16 protein-coding genes and 1 pseudogene are annotated in these 21,014 nt (G+C 44.1%); 9 read left to right on the forward strand and 8 right to left on the reverse strand.

What is annotated here, in order from left to right; all coding sequences use genetic code 11:
- The first annotated feature begins 80 nt into the window (after positions 1-80).
- From QUA99_RS08730 to QUA99_RS08750, 5 genes are all read left to right on the forward strand, one after another.
- On the forward strand, positions 81-950 hold the full coding sequence (locus QUA99_RS08730; protein ID WP_333235711.1) for a hypothetical protein: 870 nt from the start codon (positions 81-83) through the stop codon (positions 948-950).
- The gene (locus QUA99_RS08735) at positions 947-1,264 is read left to right on the forward strand and encodes a hypothetical protein (protein WP_333343222.1); all 318 of its coding nucleotides are present in this window, start codon (positions 947-949) and stop codon (positions 1,262-1,264) included. Before QUA99_RS08730 ends, QUA99_RS08735 begins: the two co-directional genes overlap by 4 nt.
- Positions 1,182-1,604, forward strand: coding sequence for a hypothetical protein (locus QUA99_RS08740; protein ID WP_333235710.1), 423 nt, complete (start codon positions 1,182-1,184; stop codon positions 1,602-1,604). The genes QUA99_RS08735 and QUA99_RS08740 overlap by 83 nt, the downstream gene beginning before the upstream one ends.
- A gap of 247 nt (positions 1,605-1,851) precedes the next feature.
- Positions 1,852-3,711, forward strand: coding sequence for a hypothetical protein (locus QUA99_RS08745; RefSeq protein ID WP_333235709.1), 1,860 nt, complete (start codon positions 1,852-1,854; stop codon positions 3,709-3,711).
- Between the two features lie 58 nt (positions 3,712-3,769).
- Entirely contained in the window at positions 3,770-4,021 is a 252-nt protein-coding gene (locus tag QUA99_RS08750; RefSeq protein ID WP_333235708.1) for a hypothetical protein, read from the forward strand.
- A gap of 146 nt (positions 4,022-4,167) precedes the next feature.
- Here the strand turns inward: QUA99_RS08750 and QUA99_RS08755 are convergent, their stop codons facing one another.
- Together QUA99_RS08755 and QUA99_RS08760 are read right to left on the reverse strand one after the other, a co-directional pair.
- Positions 4,168-4,413, reverse strand: coding sequence for a hypothetical protein (locus QUA99_RS08755; protein WP_333235707.1), 246 nt, complete (start codon positions 4,411-4,413; stop codon positions 4,168-4,170).
- An 18-nt stretch (positions 4,414-4,431) separates the two neighbouring features.
- Positions 4,432-4,854, reverse strand: a complete 423-nt coding sequence (locus QUA99_RS08760; protein WP_333235706.1) for a hypothetical protein — start codon at positions 4,852-4,854, stop codon at positions 4,432-4,434.
- Here QUA99_RS08760 and QUA99_RS08765 point away from each other — a divergent pair.
- Complete coding sequence (locus QUA99_RS08765) at positions 4,853-5,410, forward strand: HNH endonuclease (RefSeq protein WP_333235705.1); 558 nt, start codon at positions 4,853-4,855, stop codon at positions 5,408-5,410. The genes QUA99_RS08760 and QUA99_RS08765 overlap by 2 nt on opposite strands.
- On the opposite strand, the gene QUA99_RS08770 is transcribed toward QUA99_RS08765, so the two are convergent.
- The 3 genes from QUA99_RS08770 to QUA99_RS08780 all read right to left on the reverse strand — a co-directional run bounded on the left by QUA99_RS08770 (position 5,376) and on the right by QUA99_RS08780 (position 7,562).
- Entirely contained in the window at positions 5,376-5,996 is a 621-nt protein-coding gene (locus QUA99_RS08770; protein WP_333235704.1) for a hypothetical protein, read from the reverse strand. The genes QUA99_RS08765 and QUA99_RS08770 overlap by 35 nt on opposite strands.
- Before the next feature lie 6 nt (positions 5,997-6,002).
- Complete coding sequence (locus QUA99_RS08775; protein ID WP_333235703.1) at positions 6,003-6,515, reverse strand: thermonuclease family protein; 513 nt, start codon at positions 6,513-6,515, stop codon at positions 6,003-6,005.
- 231 nt (positions 6,516-6,746) lie between these two features.
- Positions 6,747-7,562 (reverse strand): hypothetical protein, encoded by an 816-nt coding sequence (locus tag QUA99_RS08780; RefSeq protein ID WP_333235701.1) that lies wholly within the window; start codon positions 7,560-7,562, stop codon positions 6,747-6,749.
- Between the two features lie 107 nt (positions 7,563-7,669).
- Here QUA99_RS08780 and QUA99_RS33090 point away from each other — a divergent pair, with 107 nt between their 5' ends.
- Both QUA99_RS33090 and QUA99_RS08785 read left to right on the forward strand, forming a co-directional pair.
- Positions 7,670-7,813 carry a DUF4346 domain-containing protein gene (locus tag QUA99_RS33090; protein WP_445250993.1) on the forward strand — a complete coding sequence of 48 codons (144 nt, stop codon included), beginning with the start codon at positions 7,670-7,672 and terminating at the stop codon, positions 7,811-7,813.
- Positions 7,814-8,284: 471 nt separating this feature from the next.
- On the forward strand, positions 8,285-8,569 hold the full coding sequence (locus QUA99_RS08785) for a hypothetical protein (protein ID WP_333235700.1): 285 nt from the start codon (positions 8,285-8,287) through the stop codon (positions 8,567-8,569).
- A gap of 9 nt (positions 8,570-8,578) precedes the next feature.
- Here QUA99_RS08785 and QUA99_RS08790 read toward each other — a convergent pair whose 3' ends face one another.
- Entirely contained in the window at positions 8,579-9,049 is a 471-nt protein-coding gene (locus QUA99_RS08790; protein WP_333441850.1) for a transposase, read from the reverse strand.
- A 32-nt stretch (positions 9,050-9,081) separates the two neighbouring features.
- Between QUA99_RS08790 and QUA99_RS08795 the strand changes: the two are divergent.
- Positions 9,082-9,461: pseudogene (locus QUA99_RS08795) on the forward strand (transposase); the annotation flags it as partial.
- Positions 9,462-9,482: 21 nt separating this feature from the next.
- On the opposite strand, the gene QUA99_RS08800 reads toward QUA99_RS08795, so the two are convergent.
- Both QUA99_RS08800 and QUA99_RS08805 read right to left on the reverse strand, forming a co-directional pair.
- On the reverse strand, positions 9,483-12,911 hold the full coding sequence (locus QUA99_RS08800) for a Tc toxin subunit A-related protein (RefSeq protein ID WP_333235699.1): 3,429 nt from the start codon (positions 12,909-12,911) through the stop codon (positions 9,483-9,485).
- A 17-nt stretch (positions 12,912-12,928) separates the two neighbouring features.
- Positions 12,929-21,004 carry a neuraminidase-like domain-containing protein gene (locus tag QUA99_RS08805; RefSeq protein ID WP_333235698.1) on the reverse strand — a complete coding sequence of 2,692 codons (8,076 nt, stop codon included), beginning with the start codon at positions 21,002-21,004 and terminating at the stop codon, positions 12,929-12,931.
- Between the last annotated feature and the right edge of the window lie 10 nt (positions 21,005-21,014).

The raw sequence follows: 21,014 nt of genomic DNA on the forward strand, positions 1-21,014 counted from the left end.
ACAGCTTTGGCTAATGCAAAAAACTGGATCGATAATCTAGATCCTAATGATCCAACACAATTTGATTAAGAGGAAGAACAATGCAACAACTACTCGACCAAGAACAAGATGTATTGACCTACCTTCTCACAACCCTAGTCGGGGGCGCTCTTGATGAAGACGGGGAGCAAATGTTAGCTGATGTTTTCAATATCACAACCGCTAACTTGAACGAACTCACTCCCCAGGGCTGGGCTGCGATCGGCGATCGGGCAATCCAAGCAAAATGGTTTCTTGACCACATCACCGAAATCAAAGAGAAGTTCAAGCTACTCATTGACGCACAAATCTGTTTCCGTGAGTTCCAAGGCTGGCTGATGGAAGCTGGCTATAAAGGTGCTGAGAAAATTAAGAAAGCTCAGATAGATGTTGCAGTTGCTCGGGCGAAATACGGCGCAACAGTTGAGCAGCAAGATTATCGGCTAACAAAAAATAAGGAACAATTTGCAGCAGAAACAGTACAAGAAAATCTTCTCTGGGACAACACAGTTATTGCAGCAATCGCTAAGAAAGTTGCTGAAGTTGATGCAGCCACTACAAGGATGCAAGGAAATCCAGAGTTTGCTGCTGAATTAGCAAAATGGAAAGAAGAAGAAACCAATATCTATAAGCAAGCTGCATACGGTTTGAAACACGGTACTCATGGCTTGAATCATCCAGCTCTTGGCGGTTCTGCTTCCTCTCCAGTCCAAATTAGTCAGTCCAATTTCTCTCAACCTCAATTTGTTTCAGCTTCAGGTTCAGCCACAGCACGATCGGCAACACAACGATCGGCAACAGCCAAAGCGAAGGATTCCATCAATGTGGCGGTTAACTGGTCAGGCGACATGGCAGGCAAAGTTAATGGTGTTGCTTCGCAGATAAATCGTGGTTTCTCAAGATTTAGTAGTTTCTTCAGAGGTGGAAATTGATTATTCCTAAAGGTCAAGTTTTCAAAGTCGTCAGTTCGATCGATTACAAGAACGGCGCTGCTGCTACGACAAACACAGGCTGGGTAACGACAGATGACCATCAACCGGGAATAAAAGTACCCAACCGTTACGGATATTTAGTAGTTGCTGAAGCTTCGGCAATACAGAATATCGAGATTTGCCCCAATTGTTGTCTGCTCTACGGCAAAACCTTCAATAAATGCACCAACCATGTTTTTACAAACTCCACAATTACCACAAAACCCGAAGCCTGCTGTACAACCACAGCCACCGAAAGAAGTACCCGTTTTTAAGCCGTCAGCGCAACTGAAACACCTCAAGAATGTCAACAACTGGCTATTTTTGGTAGTGAATTTCTCGATCGGCATTGGCATAGCGAATGTGTTTCGGTTCTTCCCGTCACATATTTTCTTAGGAATCGTGGCGATCGTCATCGGCTCTCTCAGTCTGTTTTTCGTGTCGCCAGCCGATCGCGCTTATGTCGGACTCTGGCGGACTGGCGGTGCAGCACTGGCGATCGGAGGCATTCTCTGCTTCTGGGATTTGTATTATCTCCTGACCTGGCAGCATGGTTTGGCGATCGCAATCTTTATCATCGTCGCCATGTGGATCATTGGTGCTGGTAGTAAATAACACTTACCTCCCTGTTGCTACGGCTGTACTGGTTTGAGTCAGCAACAGGGAGATTTAAGTCTTGGCATCACTCCTCACTCATCAGTCATTAGTCATCAGTCATTAGTCATCGGTCATCGGTCATCGGAAATCGCGCGGGTATCTCGCGCATCGGATTGGAAATCACGCGCATCGGGCATCGGGCATCGGGCATTGGGCATTGGATTTTGGGTATTGGGGATTGGGTAAAGGATAGGAGTCATGAGTCATGGGTAACAGGGTAACGGTCGGGTCATTTTTCGGAGCATTTTGCTCTTTGGCGTTGGCATTGATGCCGCTTCCTTTCGATCGCTGGGTGGGAGTTCGGCAAGCCAGCTCTCTGGCTGCGATCGGCTGCGGATATTTCGGCTGGCACGACAGCCAGAAAAAAAAGGAGCAGCTCGAACGGCAAGAGCTCTGGGAATTTGAGCAGCGACTGAAACAACTAGCTCTTGATGCTGCTGTTAATTCCGCCCTCACCGAGGTTCTAGTTGAGGAGGTAGTGGTCAAAGAGAAGCTTCGGGCTAATGCCTCTGTTGAGGTCTACAAAGCCGAGACTCAGCAAAATTATGTCCGGGTCATGGCTCACGATCACCCCACCATTCTTGAGCATCTTCTCAAAAGTTCACAACCCCCAACACCAGAAACAAAAACAGTTTTTGATTCTCAGTCAGAAACAGAAACAGATTCCATTTCTGATTCTGTTGTTAATAGTGTTCCGGGGGGTGCAGCCAGAGAGAAAACAGTAGAAGAGAAGAGAGCGGAGTATATAGCTGCTGCCCGATCGAAGCTGTTCAAATTGATTGAGGAGCATGAAGGCGGATGGATTGCACAACTGATGCACAAACCTATCCTAATTTATGGGGATATGGGTAGCTTTAAAAGTTACTTCGGAGCTTTTTTAGCACTGTGTCGGCATTATTTGTATGGTCACAAAATCATTTCGATCGCTGACCCTCACTTTCACCAGAATTATGATGAGTGCTGGAAAACTCTGGTTAAGCTAGGCGTTCCAGGCTACGGCGCAAATCAAAACTTTGAGGAAGTTGGCGCACAGCTTAATGCTATGTACGATCGATTCAAAGTCAGAACTCTAAAAGATGATTGGCTGACCTCTATCTTTGATGAAATGACACAATATGGCTTTGAAGAAGGTACGGCGGAACCTGCCAGTAAACTAACTAGAAAAGTTGTTGGTGACCCTCGCAAAGGTAAAGAAGCGCCTATCTTCATTGCTCACAATGATACTAACGCTGCTTTCGGCGGGGGTGACGGTTTCAGCAAATCTGTTAACTCAGGAGTTATCAAACTTCAGTTACGATCGGACAGCAAATATCAGCCACTTTTCAAAGGAACTATTTCGGGCATCAAAGATGAAGAGGGAGAGTGCATCAAAGATTTGCCTATTTCTATTTTGCCGTACTGGATACGTCCTGAATGGGTCTATGAGTTATTTAATGGCTTTAGTTCAGAAGTTGACCCGACACCTGATGCAAACCTTAGCTTACAAAACTCAGGGACTGAACTACAATCTCACACAAAATTTCAAGTAGAATCTCACACAGAATCTCAAGTAAAACCTGAAAAAGAAACGGACATAGACAAACTAAATCGGGCATTAAATCAGTCGGTCTCGTGGGATTATTGGTTAGCCGAATCAACCACTGAAGAACTCGATCAAAAAATAGAGTTACATCGATCGCAAGCCAGCCAAAACTCAGATAATTTACCAGATAATTCGGCAGATAACTCAGGTGAAGAATTATCCATGTCGGATAACCTTATCAAAGCCGAGATAACTCCGAAAGCCTTACCCAGAGAGGATTATCTAGTTATCTGGGATGCCGAAGATTTCTCAATATTACTGCCAAATGAGTCAGAAACAGCACTTTTTGAGCGCATTTTGAAATTATCCGATAAATATACAAGTGCCAGCAAACTCATACAAATCGGTTTGGGTTTCACCCAGGGGAGACGGAAGCCTCGAAGTTATTCAGATGTAGGTAAAAAGTGTTTTCAATACCTTGTAATGAAGCATGGCTCACCTTCTCTGATTGCTAAATACAAGGATTACTTGGAAAAGAAGTAAGTTTAAGTGTTCGTCAATTCGATCGTACTACATCAATCAAACAAAACCTGGAGACAAAATGCGTAAACCAACAGCAAGCGAATCAGTATTTTTGGCAGGAACATTGACAACAGCTTTGTTAACAACTGCTACAGTTGTACCCAATGTAATGCAAGAGTTACAAGAAGACGCGCATCAGGCAAGTGAAGAATTGAAGCGCAGAAACTTACCAAATCCAGCAGATGTTTTCACTTCTGGATTAGTTATAGGTTTGGTTACTGGAGCGATCGGAGCAACAAAGGTTATATCGGATAAACTGAATACTCCCTAATTTATAACCACAAATAAATCTCATAGTAAAATAACAACTTAAAATGATTGTACTATGAGATTTATGGATGAAAGTTACGGATGAAACTTATGAATCAGTTAACAGTTTTCCTGTTAGGTATTTGAGTCGGAGTTTTACTGATATTCTTACTCTGTCAGTTCATTGAGTAGATATTCAGGATGTGGTTGATACCTTCTAGGTTTCTCAACGCGAGGCTGTTTATTACTAAAGAAGCCCCAAACAATTAACGCTATTCCAGCGATAAGCTGACCTTTTTCGTTATCAATGTATTTACAAGCTACAAGTAATTCGGCAATGCCTGCAACAGCTCCTAAAAGACTGGAGATAAGATCTAACTGATCAACAGTTAGTTTTCTATATCTTAATTTCATAATTAGTAATTGATTGAGTTAGATAGTTGAGTCTGTATCTTCAAATTGTTGTTCGATCGTCTGAATAACATTGCAAGTAGGCATCTGTAACTGTCTTTCAATAGCTTCAAGTCTACAATCTACCGTAATCGCTCGAAGTTTATTCACATCTTGCCATCGTCGTATTTTGTACCCAGCAGTAAGTGCATCACTCTCTTGTTTCTTCATTAAATCATAAGCAAATCTTTCAATCTTATGAGTTAAACTATCCTTAATTTGTCTAGAAGCTAACCAGAAAATATAGGTTGAAGCAACTGTGATAACACCGATCGAAGCAGCAATATAGTCAAGAGTTTCTTGTTTCATTTGTGCATAAATTACAGTTTGTTGCCAGGAATGATGGTCAGTGAAAAATGATGCTTCGCTTTGAGATGTTGATTTTAGATTAGTTGAGGCTAACATGAACATCGAACAGACTTTTCGCAAAAATGACGCTCCTGATTGGATCGATCGTTTCATTGAAAAAGTTAAAGAAAATCCTGAAACTGGTTGTTGGGAGTGGCAAGCAGGCATTTGTAAAAATGGATATGGCTCTTTTGCAGTTAATCGAAAGTCGAAAAACGTGCATAGATTAGCGTGGCAGTTAATACATGGAGAAATATCAAGTAAGGACATTTTTGTTTGTCATCATTGTGATAACAGGAAGTGTGTAAATCCTAGCCATTTGTTTCTAGGAACTAATGCGGATAATGTAGCCGATATGGTTCAGAAACAACGTACTCGATCGGGCGAAAATCATCCTTATTGCGGTAAAAGTGTCAATAAGGGTGAAGCTAACGGCAATTCTGTCTTAAATTCCGAGAAGGTAAAACAGATTTGGAATCTTCGGGGACAGGGCTGGAGTCAGCAAAAAATTGCAACTCACTTAGGGATTGGTCAGATGACCGTTTGCCGTGTTTTACGAAAAGAAGCATGGTCGGAAATTAGTGACGAGCAAACAATTTATCACCCGGAATAATAGTTGTCGGAAAGATAAACTCGTGGTCATGTCTGTACCTTGGGTCAGACTTGACTCGATACATGAAGTCGATATGTTCGTCACACAATCGACCAACGAAGCAGCCAGCTCCGGCTGTATGAATATCATCGACCGGATGGTCAAAGCCCCAATGCTGGTTGATGCCGAAGTAACCCTCATCGATTGCATCACCGGTTCTCATCATGTCTCGATTCCAATCCCGGTGCACTTTGACAAGTCCGACCTGGATAAGAGCTTCGTGGGGGTTAGAGTAGCCATGAATTCCGACTTGCCATGCCCGATACTGCCCAAAGGCAATTCTGGCGGCTCCATTAGGGTTCATGGGGTTGTCGGTGTAGTAGTAGCCTGGTTCGGTTGTCGCTTCCCAAGCAGCTTCGATCGTTGGGATTCCTTTGTGAAACCCTAAAAGCAGTCGCGCATCGTTGAAATGATTTGGAGTATCGGCGTTAAGGGTTCCATCCGGGTCCATCCCTTCAACATAAATTATGTTTTTTTCTCCCGCTCCGGTAGCCAATTCATAGTCATTGGCTTCCATATACTTGACTATTTTTTCGACTAATTTCATTATTTTTCAGGAGAGGTTTAATTTTTTGAACTCGTAAGGAAGAATTAGGTCAGGCTCTGACCAAAGCCCTAGTTTTTTACGATTAGCGCTGGCAGTTTCAGTGATTACCCCTCTGAGTACAGCTAATTCTCGGGTGTTATAGGCAAATCGATTAAATGGCATATAAGTAACTGCCATTCCTGCTTTGCATAACAGAATTTGTATGTTGGTTGCTACCGAAATTTTGTCAAAGTAACAATCGCATAACCAGCGATCGTACTGATCTTTCTCGCTCGGAACCGTGATTATTGATTTTCCTGCTACATAATTCATCAATGCAATTTTTGCTTTTTGCGCCCATTCCCAGTGTTTAAGTATTCTGGGGTCTGTGCTATTTATTCCTGACCTTTGAGCTTCAGGAGTATCTATCCATCGTAGTCTTACTCGTAAATCAGCACCTCGAAAGTCTAAGGTTAAAGTATCGCCATCAAATATAAATTTTGAAAAACAGTTGTTATATGCAGTTCCTGGAGTAATCATTGGTTCAGCCTCAGAAGTATTTTATTTATTGTAATTTACTTTCGAGGCTGATTAACTGCTATTATGATTTAACCCAAACAGGTTGAATCCAAAGCCATTTACTATCTCTCCAGCGCTTACCCTGACCTGATTCTAACACCCTCCCATGCCCTTGTCTCCAGTGGCTATACGGAGACGAATGAGTTCCTTTTTCTGCGGAAAATACCGAGAAATTTTGATAGTTTTTACCCGTTATCCGGGATATATGACATTAGAAGAAGTCCGCTCGCTCGGCATAAGTTTCTTAGTTTTAATTTTGACTTTGGAGTCAGTTACTGGCATCAATAACGTTGGTGCAAATTCCAAAGTCAAGAGGACATTAATTTCCAAATTAGGGATGCGTTGAAGGAAAACTTTATTATCGATCGAAATAGTAGGTTTGCCGAATTTTTCGTTTTCATCGTAAATCAAAGTACCATCACTTTCAACACCAGTTCCTGAAGTCCACACAGTTTCATAAGAATCAACTGTGCAAATCTGAAAATATCGACCGTATTTCAAGGCAAATGGTTTAATTTCGATGTTACTCCACTTGCCATAATTCCAGCTTGGATAATCACAATCACTACACGAAACCGTCAGATAATCCACTTCAGCACCATCGGGCGTGTGAATTAAGCCTTTGGGTATGGCTAGCAGGAAACTAGGTAAGGATGGTTGCCAACCTCTCAGGATACCAGGTTTAGCAAGTGTATCTGTCTGATCGAATGCTGTAATTAGCTGCTGGGTCAAGCAATAAATAGGAGCATCTTTGATAAACCAGAGAGCTGTTCGGTAGCTATGGATGAATGCAGATAAATCAACTCTGAGATATTCAACTGTGCAACTTGACAGAGCTACCGAAATAATTCCGCTCAAAATATGCCAGTTGATGTAGTTGGGAGACATTTTGTAAGTGCGATCGCCCCTAATTTCTTTGAGTAAACCCTTATGGATATCCTCAAATATTTTCAGGCTGCGATCGCGATTAGGATTGTTTTCGTCAAAGATGATTGATTTTAGTTTCATGATTTGGCTTCAAATGTTAACGTAAATGATTCTAATTTTGTTCGCGGGCATCCATCTCAAGTTAGCCTTAACTCCGTAACTAAGTCCGTCGTAGACGGCAAACATATTTGCCTGCCATCAAAACCGAGCATATCGGTTATCTCGGAGTAGAATTACAAAAAGCTGCTCAGTGCTGGAAAACTCAAGCCACCTATACCCAAGATTTATCAAACCTTTTTCCTTTATTGCAAAACCCGAAGAAACCTTACTAATTGATGAAAGCCAGGGTAGAAAAGAGCCTAAGTCTTTTAACGCTAATCTGAACGCTACACCTCAACCCTTCGATTTTTGCCAGTTCAAGCCATTAAAGTCATCTATCGCCCCTAGCTCAAAGCAATCCCAGACAAGGGAATTTGAGGCAAAATTAAAAACTGAGGGCATCAACCTTCATTCTGATTAATTTTCTCAGCTTGCTTCTGACTCGCGTCCCGGTTCCGAACTGGGATGCGTTTTTTTTTCTAAAAACTGTCGTTTTGCCCAAGCACGAAGCTGGTTGTACGAGGAATAAACACAAAAAACTCGAAACTTCTCATGCTTTTTCTTGATTGCGTAGACGTTTCCTCTTCTATGTTCGTATCCGCTTGTCCCGGTCAGATTAACACGACACAATACGGGAGACGGCATCTGGCAAAACCTTTATCAATGAGCCAACCGACCAGAAAGCGATCGAAGGGACACAAGAAGTGATCGAATATCTGAGTCAAAAATTCACAATTATTGGTGTCACCAATCAAGGTGGCGTGGCAGCGGGACACAAGAGTTTGGCAGATGCGATCGAAGAACAGCGGATAACTTTGGATTTATTTCCGCAAATCTCAGAGATATTTTTTTGTCCAAATTCGGGAGAAAGCTGCTACCAGGTGTGCCGTGGCAATGAACCGCTCGAATTCAGTGCGCCGTTGTCCGGTGATGGCACAAAGATATCCTGCCGGAAACCGGGATACGGGGCTCTCTGGAATTTACGGTGATATCTTTATCTAATTAGAAAAGCAAGCTAATACACGATCGCGAAAGTTGTCAAAATTAGAAAAGCCATATCCTTGTCGCATAATCAACTTAATTCGATTATTTATGCCTTCCATAACTCCACTTGTGGTGCGATTAAGAAAGTAGTTACAAATTCCTTCAAAATGATTGACAATTGTCGAAGCTGATTCTTTGAAAAAGAGCGACGCATAATTCAGCCAAGTCTTAAACTTTTCCTGCGCCATTTTGACGGTCATATGGGTTTCGTATATTTCTCGAAACTCTTCTTTCATCTCATAAGCAATTCTTAAACCTTCTGATTTTTTTAAGGTAACAGCCAACCTTTGAATTTGCTCGACATTAAGGTTGCTTCGATTACTCAACAATAAGTAGGGCTTGCTGAATATATCGCTCGCACTTGACGTAGCCGGGGTTAAGAGATCGTGCGATCGAGAGTCATCGCCGTGAAAAACACGTAAAATAGGTCAAAAGCCGTGCATCACCACCTGCGAACGTGTACAGAAAAGCTGAGCTTGCTCCCCTCCAACTCTTAGACTTTGAACTAGCCAACGGGTCTAAATTGTCAGCCCTCAACCGTTGGGTAAAAATGGCCCAAATAATCCCGTGGTCTGAATTTGAATCAGAATATGCTGAAAAATTCCCTACAGAAATAGGCGCACCAGCTAAATCCTTTCGGATGGCGTTGGGAGCATTAATTATCAAAGAAAAACTGGGAATCAGCTCCGCGTGAAACAGTAGAACAGATCCGGGAAAACCCCTATCTACAATACTTTATCGGTCAATCAAGCTACAGTAACGAGCTGCCATTTGACCCATCACCCCGCCGTTCACTTCCGACAACGAATTAGTGCGAGTCTCATTAATAAAGTGAACGGCGGTTTTCAACCGTTGTATTCATTCTTGTTTGCCCCAAGTCACCGTCAGCCAGAGGTCTTCCATTAAGTTGGTGTTGAAACTCAATTTTAGATTAAGCCTAAATTTATTGGGCAATTGCGGAAGAGAAATGTTTGTCAACGCAGAGAACACTTGTGAAGAGGTTTTACCGTCTGGTTCCTGAGTAATGACCTCTACTTCACTACTACTGGGATTTTGGGGAACAATTCCCGTGGAGGTTTTGGCGTGAACCAGAATCTGCTTGAGCGAACCCAATCTGCCTTTGCTCCAGTAGGGGAAGTGTTCTTCTCCAATCTCTAAGTTTATCTCTGCCTTGGTTGTGGCACCCTCAATCTTAACGCTCTTGAATTTGGCCCATCCTGTGCAGAAATCATGTCGCATAGAAAAGAGACGCACTGAGCCAACAGTTTGAGCGGCATCGATCTGGTTTTTCAGGTGAGTGATCGCCCCATTCTTCAATAACCCGCCCCCCTCACGGGCGGTGTAGCGCAGATGTAGGATAACATCGGAGATGGTTTCGTAGTCGAATTGCAGGGGATCTTTATTACCTGGATTGGCAGGAAGTTCTAGCTGCCATTCACTAACTACTCCCGAACCTTCAAAAGGCAGATAGCGATCGTCCCGCAGGTTAGTTTCAAACAAACCACTATCATTTTGCCCGCTGCTAGTGACGATCGATTGCAAACTGCCAAAGTAATCGCTGAAACGACCATCTTCAGCATCGACACGGGCATAGTCATCACCAAGTAACGCGCTCTTCCGAATGCTACTCTTTGTTAAAGTCAACGTGCAATTAACGCTAGTATACGGCCCCGTGACACAGGGAATGCTCACAGCCACATTCTTGATGCGCCGGAAATAATGACCCGGACAATCCATGTCAAACAGTTCTTCAGGGAGAGTAATTGTACAGCGTCCAGTTGTGCGGAGTTTTAGCAACTCTAAGGGATTGACTTGCAGTAAGCTAACGTGTTTTGTGAGTTCATATTCACGCTGGTTGAGGTCATGATATGCCATTTCCATGCGCTTGATATCCAGGTATAGTTTTTCACCTGCTAACAAGCCTTCTTTGCCGGAAAGATAACCGAATTGGAGGAAGCTTAATTCGGGTTTGCCCAATTCATGTTGGAGAGCGCGTTCGGCTTTTTTGGCAGTATCAAAGGCAAATTGAAAGCACTGTCCATATAACCCTTTGACTTCTCGCTTCATCCAAGTGTAGAAAGCTTGAGTGCTGGCTTTTTTGTATTTTTTGCCCCCAAAGTGTGTTTCTTCTCCCTTGAGAAACTGTTGGATTTCTTCAGAGTTTTTGATTTGGGTTTGATGATTTTTCCATTCACGTTCGGCGATCGCTTCTCGAATCTGTGCGGCTCGAAGTTGTTTCAAGGTTTGAGTGATTTCTCCCGCGATCGTATTGCTTTGGAATGCCCACTCTCGTTCACGACGAGCAAACGAATCTATACGACCCGCCCTTCTAGCTTCAAAATTAAGCCTATCTGCAACGGCACGGGCAGCAGCAGCAGTAGCACCAACAGCATCTCCTACGTTATGCCCCCCATACCCAACTGAACTGCCAGCACCCATAGGCTGTACATTTATTTGAAAATCGGGAACATAATGAGATGCTGAACTAACAATATTCAAGATATTCGCGATATCACTTGCAAGTTGTGCACCTTCAAGAAAAAGAGATTCCCTAACTTCGTGAGAGCTGAGGAGCTTGCCACCGCTTAGAGCTTGGGCTGCCTGAGCAGCAGCATCGGCGGCAATATCTATATCAATCGGTCGCAGTCCAACTTGTGGTTCACTAGATTGGAACTTGAGTTTATTTAAACTATCGATATCTAGAGCATCCAGTTGAGGTATCTGAATTTCATTATCTTTTTTACCCAACTGACGTTCGTAATAGATATAGCGTTGGGCAGCATTCATTAGGGATTGTTCTAAACCTTCGCGGGTTTTGAGGGCTTCCTGCCATTGTGCGTATTTAACGGTTTCTGTCAATCCTAGAATAATCCGATCGTGGGTAGCGCGGAGCATGGCGATCGCCTCGTTATCTTCTTTTTCGATCGCCGACAGCAAGTTATTTCCCAATGACTTTACTTCCTGGCAAATTTCTGTCGCTTTTTGCGCCAGCACTTGGAAGCGAACCAGCGGTAAAGGTTGATTGATACCGCTAATCACGGCACCGACATCTAAGCCTGCTGCTGTTGCTCTTGCCAATAGTGCTGGCTCGATCGGCGGTTCAAACAGAGGTAATTGTCGGAAAATTCCTTGAATATTGAGGCTATTGCGAATTTTGAACAGGCGATCGGCGACAGTATCCCAATAGCTAAGTAGCTTATCGTTGCGGGGAATGCAAAAATAGAGTGCTTTACCAATTCCATTCAACATAATGGATTGATCGCTGTTACTCGCAGCAGTGGGATGAGGAGTCAGATCGAAGGGAATGTCCGTTTCAATTTCCCGCAGAACATTGCCAAATTCATCCAAATCAGCGCGAATCTTGGCATAGGTTTGGGGGCGAACCGATCCTTTTTTAGGAACTACCTGCGGGCGCGTTCCTAAAATATTGGCGGCTAAAACGTAGAGCATCGTAGCTTCATTAATGCTCTCGCCCGTATCTTGCCTAAACAGGTTGTCTCCCCAATCAATCAGATTATCTAAATAGGCCATTACTGCCTTAAACATATAAGCTGAATGACGGTAACGGGCTACAACATGGGGGCGAAAAGGGTTTTCCTTCAAGTTGTTGATACTATTAACTGTATCTTCTTGAAGTTTGGGATCTGCACCCGTAGCAAGATTGACTAAAATATCCTCAATCAGCTTGACATCTGTGTACTGAAAGGGTTTGACTTTCCAGAATCGTTCGGGTGTAGGGCCATCGCTATCATCTGTGGGATCGAAGATGTAATGAAACCAGCGCTGAGCTTCTTCAAAGCGTTGGTTTTTACTTAAATGAATTGCGATCGTAATAGGTACGTGATAAAACAGTTCCCAATTATAAACCGAGTAGGCTCCGCTGGAGGTGAAATCTAAATCTTTGACGGGATGCGGTTGCTGAACGAGATCGGAGGGATTGTACGCAGCAAAAAAATCTGCATCATATAACTTAGGAAAGGGTTTATTTCGTAACGCTTCGTTGGGGTAATTAGCCGGAAACGTTTTAAGCGATCCATCAGGATTTTGGCGGTATTCGGTATCTGTAGCTTGCAATCCCGCTACAGATTTTTCAATCAGCTTTTGTACAAGTTCGCCCACATAAGGATGGAAATGCGAGTAAAACTGGTAGCTGAGTTTGCGTTCTTGAATGGTGGTGTGTTTGCGAGGAACTTTTGCCGTCCAACCCTGTGCGCTATCGTATCCTAAATAAGGACGAATTCGAGCATCATAATAACCGTGAAATTGTCTTGTTTCTGTAGGTTTCATGTTGTGATTCTCCTCGTTTAGCGGTTCATAAAGCGATCGCGTATTCTAGAATTAAGATTCTGGATATTCAAGTTTGTGCTCAGGTTTTCTAATAAAGCTGAATTCAATCCACTACTGTCAATTACATTGAGTGAAATATTGGGGTCTATCGAGGCTAGTTCACTTTCAAGTTGAGCGTTGGCGTAGCCTCTCCCTTGGAGAATCGCCCCACTCATGCCTCTGACATTGCCGATCGCAGGTAGTGTTGCGCGATCGACTCTTCCCGTCTGTCCGATTAAGGTTTCACCAAATTGCAGAACAGTGCTAGAATTTATTACCCAATCTTGCTTCTGTTGAGCCTGAAATTTGGCGATCGGGTCAATAGGATCGGTAACTTGCAACGGTTTGCGAGGTACTACGGATTCGACAGGAATCTGCTTCCACCAGTCGTCATCCAATTTTAGTGCTGGTTTTGGTTTAGCTACAACCCATCCTTGATAGCGAGGGATGGTAGTTTCCGTTAAGCTGGGTTCTACAAAGAAAGTGTGCAGGTTATCTTGGTAGAAAAACGGACTGACGAGCGACCCGATTTCAGCAGTCCACTGTTGACTTGGATTACTACGCATCAGAAGTGAAAAATTGCCACTTTTATGAAGAATGTCTTTGGTTGATGGAGTTGCCTTCCGTTGCCCACCATTAACAGTTTCAATGCGTTCCACAAAACTGACTTGTAGTGAGCCTGAACCTTGATGAAGAGTGGCTCTTTTTTCCATTTTTGAATAGGGCAATTGTTGAGGAAGGTGTGTTTCCATAATTTCTGGTTGACTATTCTTACTGACTACTCGGAATGCTTTCGTGCTAATCGGTTCAGGAGGAGGAGCAAAGCCCTCTCCAGCAGCAATCCATTTAAAAAACTCCTTACTATCAAGGCTGATTCTTACAGCACGTTCTTCACCAGCTTCGTATTCTTTGGTAACGTAAATAAAAGTTTTTTGGCTGGTGAAACTATTGCCTACACTAACACTTATTGAATTACCAAAACCTCCTGACTCGCGAGTCGTCCATTTGCCCTGAAAGTATTCGCTCCAATTCAATTGGACTTCCACCTGTCGTTGGAGTGCCTGATTTGATGCTGCCACAATCTTGTTAAAGCTCGCACTGGCAAGTTTCTCATTGCCAGCAGTTCCTGCACCACTAGAATTTGCGCTTGCTTTCTCCAAAAACGTCACCCAGAATAAGTGCAGCCGATCGCGCCATACCACCGCAACAAGATGATCGCCCTCAATCTCGGTAGTGACAGGTTCCCAAGGTGTCCACATTTGGTGAGCGTAGCGACGGTAAAAATATTTGTGGGGCAGGCTGTAGGTGCGCCCAATTACGTGCAGAGTATTGGATGCTGGATCGAGAGGTTTCTCCTCTAAGTACATGGTTACGATTTCTAGCCGAGCCAATTCTTCCAGTTTCTTCAAGTAGTTGAAAAAGGCATCTTCGGCTAAGTCATTTGAGATGTCACTTTGCAGCAATGTACTTTCAAGTTCCTCGAAGAGATGGGTTTTATCGTCGCGAAATTCTGGTTCTAGCCAGTTTTCTGGATAAAGGAAGATTTTACGATTGGCTTCCCAGACACGATAACGCTTCATCCACTGCCAGTGTTTGGAGTTAATGGCGGTGGGTTGTACTTGCGGTTCCAAATTCAGCAGACAACGCTGGATAAATAGCTGCACCGAGGAAATTGCTAACCGGATGCGCGACGTTTGCACGACAGGTTCCATGCCCGGATCGATGAGGAAATACTCGAACAATTGCTCTAGTCGATCGAATCCATTTCGAGGCATAATGTATGCCACCAATGCGTCGCGCTGGCGTTGGCGTAATTTATCGAAAATGGGTTGAGCAATCTGTTGCCAGGTTTCTGTCTCGTATCGTGATTTGACAGCATTTCTTAAGTCACGGGCGATCGCAAAGTCGGGAGATGGAGTTGCCCAGCGGGAGATCGATCCTACCGGAGCACCAATTTTTTCAACCATTTGTAGCACTTCCCATAACCGCCCAATGCCTTTTTCTTGAGCAAAATTGGGAGACTCAATTTGTAATTCATCTCCTACTAACGAGGACTGAACTGCGAACTCTAAATGCTCAGAAACTGCCTTGACAATCGCTTTTTCTCGGCGTGTCAGTTCGGCAATACGTTGATAAAGGCGATCGAGATGAGCAGTTGTAGTCTCGGCTGGATTTGCCGCTCCAGGATAGCGGCGGCGGGCATTCTCGAAGAGAGCGATTAGATCGTCTGAGACAATGGCTAAATTGCGCTTCAACTGAGCATAGTCAGCGAGACGGAGGAATTGCCGGAATATGGCTGTGGCGATCGCTGGCGAGTTATCATTTACGCTAGTAGGTATTTGACTGAGATTCAGATTGTCAAAGTCGGCTGGATGTGTCAGCAAGTAGCGTATTTCTCGATCGCTAAATCCAAACCCCTGAATCAGTTGGAATGTTTTTGATAGCAGTATATAGGCACGCTGGATGCGATCGATCGTTGTTTGGGGATATAGCGTCAACTGGCTAAGGCTGTCTTTGGGTAAAGTCTCTCCTTGAATTAGCAGAGTAGCATTGCCATCATTAAGATTGCGGACATCTAAGGTGAATTGATAAGGTACACCAGGCTTGAGTTCTGTGAACTGGCTAATTTCTGCTTTGCCAGCGACAGCTTTGCCTCGCACAAGTGGATCGGGCAGGTGGGTAAAGCGTAATTCGGTTTCAGCATTTTGCTTGTCGAATACAACAAAGAAACGATAATCTCCCGCAGTCGGAACCTCAAAATAGCCTTCTAATCGAGCGCTGTTTGTACCAGTTGGCTTGGCAGTAGTATCGACAGCAGAGATGAGTTTCGTTGTGGGTGTACCCGTTTCATCATTTGAAGTAAAAAACGATGCACTAATGCCCGATAAACCTGCTGTCGTAAACCCATCTAGCAGTGGCTTGCTAGAGTCTGTTGGATCTGTCAGTAACTCAGTATTAGTCAGTAATGCTTCAGTGAGATTGAGGTCGGTATTCAGATTAGTGCTAAGGGTTCCTACAACAAACTGACGAATGAGCTTTGTTTGCAGGAAAGGGAAAAATGCCTGTACTAACTTTTCCCGTTTTGACCGCATCTGATTTTGCTTTTCGGCATCGGTTAGCGTATCTGCAATCGGGGTGAATAATAAATCAAAGTCACCTGGATCTTGCAGAAAACCAGCAAACTGTTTGTTAAAAAATTCCTTTGCTGTTGCTGTTGCTTTGATTTGGACGGCATTGAGCAAATTGGCGAAGAGGGGCGATGGATTTGCCGTTGTCAGTTGTGTTTTCTTGGCATCTAGCAAAACTACTCCCCGACAAGCCAGCCGTTGGACTTGGTGAACGGAATCGTAGGTGACGCGAATGGTAGAATCGGAAATTGCATTCGGATCGAGTTTGTTCGCAAGTAATACCTTCTCTTGGCTTAGCACTTCATATTCGATCGTACCTGTCCACATTGCCATAAATGTTTCTGCGACATCGGCTGGCAGCACTAAAGCTAGCTTTTGCCGCAACATATCATCCGTGACGCTAATAGCATCAGCAGGAATAGGGTGTTCGGCATGGATGCGAGTGATTTCAGTTGCGAGTGTTTTGACTAAACCCAGAACGACATCTGAATTAACGCGATATTTGCCAACTGGATCGAAGTTATGGCGCAATAGATAATCCAAATCTTCGGGTTTGAATCCACTCTGCTTAACTTTCTCGACAATCTCAATAAACTTGATGGTTTGAGTAAAAGGATAATCATCATCAATGATGGTGAGTCCATCAGTTTTCAGCGGTTTAAAGGGATCGAGTCCTGATATTTTTTTGAGTGAGATCAAATCGCTAATCGATAGCTTCAGTGCTTTTGCTAGTAGTCGATAGCGATACAGCATAGAAACATTCTCCAGCGATAGTGCTGCGGTTTTAAGAGTTCGATCGGTGGCATTAAGAATGCGGCTGATATCCTCTGCGGTAAGATTCAGTGCGCCTTGTAGAGCTGGCAAGTGATCTTTAAGCAAAATGCTAGCATTAGACAAATAATTGCCTAACGGATTGTCAAAAATTGGATCGTTTTTGAGAATGCTAGGCTTGAGTAAAAGTTGGGCATAAAGAGAGTTATTACCCGTCGTTGATAGATTCGACCAAAGTGTCAGTAATTTGATGCGACTATTTTTACCAAGATTGAGGCGGTCGCCGATTTTTTTCAGGTGGGCTAGATAAACCAATGCAGTTTTGAGTGCCCCACCGATATTCATTCCAGTTAATGGCAGGATTGTCGCGGGGATGAAAACTTGCAAGGCGCGATCGGTTTCGGCGATCGTCCACCCCAGTTTTCGCCACAATCGCACGAAAAGATTTAACTTCAGAAATACCAAATCGTCGGCTGGATTTCCATTGGCATAACGTGGAATTGTTAAATCAAAATTACAGCTAGCATTGGGATCGAATAGTACAAAAATTTGGTTAAATTTACCATCATTCCAAGCATCATCCAGCCAAGTTTCCGCATTAAAACCAGAGCCAGCAAAGTTTGCAGTCAGTTTTTGCAGTCGCTGTTGAAAAGCTGCTAGTTCGTCTGAAGTTAAAGCTGAATAACCTGCTTGACCTTTATAGCGCAGAACATCGTCGATATCGATACCCGAATCGTTGGTATCGAGTCGCAGTTTCCGCAGGATAACCAGTTGTTCCAGTTCGGGATTGACAAACTCAGTTCGCACTAACTCGACCAATTCTTTATAGCTGACTCCCAACCGCCGGGATAGGGATTTAGCTGAGTTTAAATCGAGCCGCTGACCATTTTCATCTTCAGCTTCGGCTGTGGCATCATTTGCAGTCGCGTAGCCATATAATTCATACCATTTGAGAACATCGAACTTGGTAAAAATGCCGTACTCGGAGGGCGAAATACTTAAAGATTCTGCCCAAATTGCATTGCGATAATAGGGTTTAGGTTCAGTTGTCGGCGGGAAGAGTTCATCTGTCGGACGAAAAACTTCCAGAACTTCGGTAAGAGGGGTTTCAAAGTAGTTAAAAAATCGGCGGACGGTTTCCAACCATAAATCGAAGGGGAGAGTAAGTGGGTATTTAGCCTCTTGAAGTTTGGTATAAGCAGCCGCCAAGACATTTTGTGGCTCAGCTAAGAGTTCGGGTGTAGTTGCTAAACCTGTATCGTGTCCGCTATCTGCCGCTAGCCGATCGTTCGCAACGTAATATTCCAAAATCTCATTGACAACATCAATGTAAGGTAAAACGGTGTGGGTATTCTCGCAAGTTAGAGGTAAGTTGGGCAGATCGGGACGACGTTCAATTAGAACTTCGTAAGGAGTTTTTTCAGTATTGGGATCGGGTTGTCCCGGATGCTTGCTACGCCATTTATTCAGGAAGTTAGTTTGCTCGGTTGGATTCTTAAATGGATAGGATGCGGTTCCGTGCTTTGCTTTCCAATCTTTGAGGAAGTTCTGCCAAACTAGAGATTCTGGGTTTCGGGACTTAATCAAATCGACTTTATAATCAAGGAAATCTAGCAAATCGACAAAATAGGCAGCGGGACTAAGCACGGAACGGCAGTGTTCGCACTCACAAAAATCAAGAGATCCGAATAGGGTTTCCATTGTGGGATAGTGCTTAATCAGTTCATTTTTGGCAGCTTCGCGGAGCTTAATAGACGGCGAGGTGACATGAGTGGATGGTGCGCGATCTATTTGTTTGGCTGCTGTGAAAAAGTTGAAGGTGACGGTAGTGACTTGCTCCGCTTTGCGATACACCAATCGGGCTTCGTCTAGAGAAGGAAACAATTTGCCAAAGCGATCGAGAAATGTTTCATAAGGGAACGCCACAACATCCTGGGCTGAGGTAAACTCCTGAGCCACCAGAACTTTGAGTGATTCATCCGTTGGAGTAATTTGATAGAGGCGTTGCAGTTGCTTGATGCTTTCTGTGGTGCTTTGCACCTGGCTAGATTCAATACCATTTAAGACAGTTTGATTCTGCTTAATGAATGCTGCGATCGGAGTTCGCCCTAGCTCAAAGCCAAGTGATTGAGCATTTTGCAGAAACTGGCGGACAGGAGCTTTGATCTCACTGTGTTGATTTCCGAGCTGCAACTCATCTTTTTCAATCATTCGATCGATAACTTGTGTGGGAAAAGATAGACGCACCTTACGAGCAAGATCGGCAGCATAGGCATCCAATCGATCGCCAATTTTCTCACCTGCATAAATTGGGGGAATCAGGGTTTGTAGAATTTTCTCGTTATTGTCAGCCAGATTATTCAGTCGAGTTTTCCACGCCTCTGCTTGATACAGGTTTTTATCTACTAATTGAGCAAGACTATCGATCGACTGAAGTTCCTGTTTCAGAGATTCTGCGAGATTAGCGTTATTGAGGGTGAGATAAGCGAGTTTGCCTTGTAGCTGGAGACTATTGATTTTCTCTGAAGCAATGCCACTCTCCTCTGCTTTCTGCCAGAGTTCGGCTCCCTGATGGGCAAAATGAAGGTCTTCAAAAATTATTTGCTCGCTGTCAGCCAAGCCAGATTTGCTCAGAAAATCACCCATGTTCGATACAGCACCCGGTGCGATCGCAGCACGACGACTCTGACGGGCAAAGGTATCAACGGCGGCTTTTGTTCCAGCAACTTGCTGATCGCTCAGGTTGACAATGCCAGACTCCCGTGCTTTGGCGATCGCCTGTTCGATAACTTGTCCACTCACCTGCGCCAGTTGGTCTTTATCGGTTGGCAATCCGACTCGAAACATAGCGTAGAGAGCATCCTGGGGAATGCCTGTCTCGGCACTGAGTTTGACAGCGGAGGATGCCAGGGCAATCAAACGAGCATCCCATCCAGTTGCCTGGTGCAGTAAGGTAAGGTCTTGGCGATCGGCATTTTCCTGAGCGCTTCCCAATTGCTGCAAGCCGTCAAGTTGTTGGCTGAGGTCGCGGGTGAGGCGTTGATACTCCGCAGCTAATGGCTGGACAGCGATAGGCGCAACCAAGTTTAAAACCTCGTTTTTGCTGGCATTTCGCTTGGTATCAGATAGAGAGATTTCTTTGCCCTGAGGATCGATCGCCCGGATTTCCAGATTCACTGCTTTACCATTAACTGGGTAGGGCAGGGCATAGAAGCCTTGATTGTCTGTTTTGACTTCGCCCAGAGAAACTTCTTGACCGCCAAAACCTCGGTTGTAGAGCTTCAGAGTTACGCCATCAGCGGGTAAGCCATGCTCGAAGATGATCCGTCCTTCAAGGCGATGGGTGGGCACGTTGAGGGCTGCGATCGCTCGTTCTAAGGCGACTTTTGAGGCATCATCAAAGATGCCTGTGCGATCGAGTTTGTAGTTTGCTTGCAGTTGCATCAGCGCATCGCGGGTTCCCACGCCAAAGACTTGCTCGTTCAGTTCATTTTGAGGAATCGCAAAGTTTAGTTTATTTAGATTAACTTGCAGTGCTTGGATTTCAGCACCGCGATCGTTGAGAGTGAGAAATTTATTAGTATTGCGATCCCCCCCTAAGTTCCCCAGCTTGGAATCAATGCTATTCAATTTGCTGGTGTGATCCCCCAATTTGGAGTCAATACTGCCCAATCGAGTGGTTTGTTCGCCGACTTTAGAATCTATGCTGCCTAATTGATTATTTTGATTGCTGAGATTCCCTTCGATTTTACCAAGTTGAGCCAGTTGGTTGTCAATGCTGCCTAATCGTTCAGTGCTACCGGCGATCGCATCGAGTTTTTTGTTAATTTCTAGCAATACTTCATCAGAAATATCCGAAAAAGCACCCAGTTCTCTCAATACTTGATTGAGTGCTTCTGCGGTAGCGCGATCGACACCCTCTATTTCCGGTTGGACTCCTGTCTGTTCCCAAAAGCGTTTGAGTAACTGATAAGTGGCATTGTCTGAAAAGAATTGGCGCTGTTGTTCTTCGAGCAAAACAGTTTCTAGTTTTTGTTGCTCTTGTGGGTCGAGTTTAAACCATTGGCGGCGCAACAGAAACAGTAAGCCGTTTTGCAAATTAACGATGGCAGAACCTTTTTCGCCGATGAAGAGAGGGAAGGTGATAGGGGACATAAGAGAGACT

Origin of the sequence: Microcoleus sp. F10-B2 (assembly GCF_036704965.1) — a bacterium.
Taxonomy (GTDB): Bacteria; Cyanobacteriota; Cyanobacteriia; order Cyanobacteriales; family Microcoleaceae; genus Microcoleus.

Excerpts from the sequence above, each read along its gene's own strand:
- QUA99_RS08745 (WP_333235709.1), top strand. The coding sequence starts at position 1,852 with ATGGGTAACAGGGTAACGGTCGGGTCATTTTTCGGAGCATTTTGCTCT.
- QUA99_RS08780 (WP_333235701.1), bottom strand. The coding sequence starts at position 7,562 with ATGAAACTAAAATCAATCATCTTTGACGAAAACAATCCTAATCGCGAT.
- QUA99_RS08760 (WP_333235706.1), bottom strand. The coding sequence starts at position 4,854 with ATGTTAGCCTCAACTAATCTAAAATCAACATCTCAAAGCGAAGCATCA.
- QUA99_RS08740 (WP_333235710.1), top strand. The coding sequence starts at position 1,182 with ATGTTTTTACAAACTCCACAATTACCACAAAACCCGAAGCCTGCTGTA.
- QUA99_RS08750 (WP_333235708.1), top strand. The coding sequence starts at position 3,770 with ATGCGTAAACCAACAGCAAGCGAATCAGTATTTTTGGCAGGAACATTG.
- QUA99_RS08730 (WP_333235711.1), top strand. The coding sequence starts at position 81 with ATGCAACAACTACTCGACCAAGAACAAGATGTATTGACCTACCTTCTC.
- QUA99_RS08755 (WP_333235707.1), bottom strand. The coding sequence starts at position 4,413 with ATGAAATTAAGATATAGAAAACTAACTGTTGATCAGTTAGATCTTATC.
- QUA99_RS08775 (WP_333235703.1), bottom strand. The coding sequence starts at position 6,515 with ATGATTACTCCAGGAACTGCATATAACAACTGTTTTTCAAAATTTATA.
- QUA99_RS08805 (WP_333235698.1), bottom strand. The coding sequence starts at position 21,004 with ATGTCCCCTATCACCTTCCCTCTCTTCATCGGCGAAAAAGGTTCTGCC.
- QUA99_RS08800 (WP_333235699.1), bottom strand. The coding sequence starts at position 12,911 with ATGAAACCTACAGAAACAAGACAATTTCACGGTTATTATGATGCTCGA.
- QUA99_RS08765 (WP_333235705.1), top strand. The coding sequence starts at position 4,853 with ATGAACATCGAACAGACTTTTCGCAAAAATGACGCTCCTGATTGGATC.
- QUA99_RS08770 (WP_333235704.1), bottom strand. The coding sequence starts at position 5,996 with ATGAAATTAGTCGAAAAAATAGTCAAGTATATGGAAGCCAATGACTAT.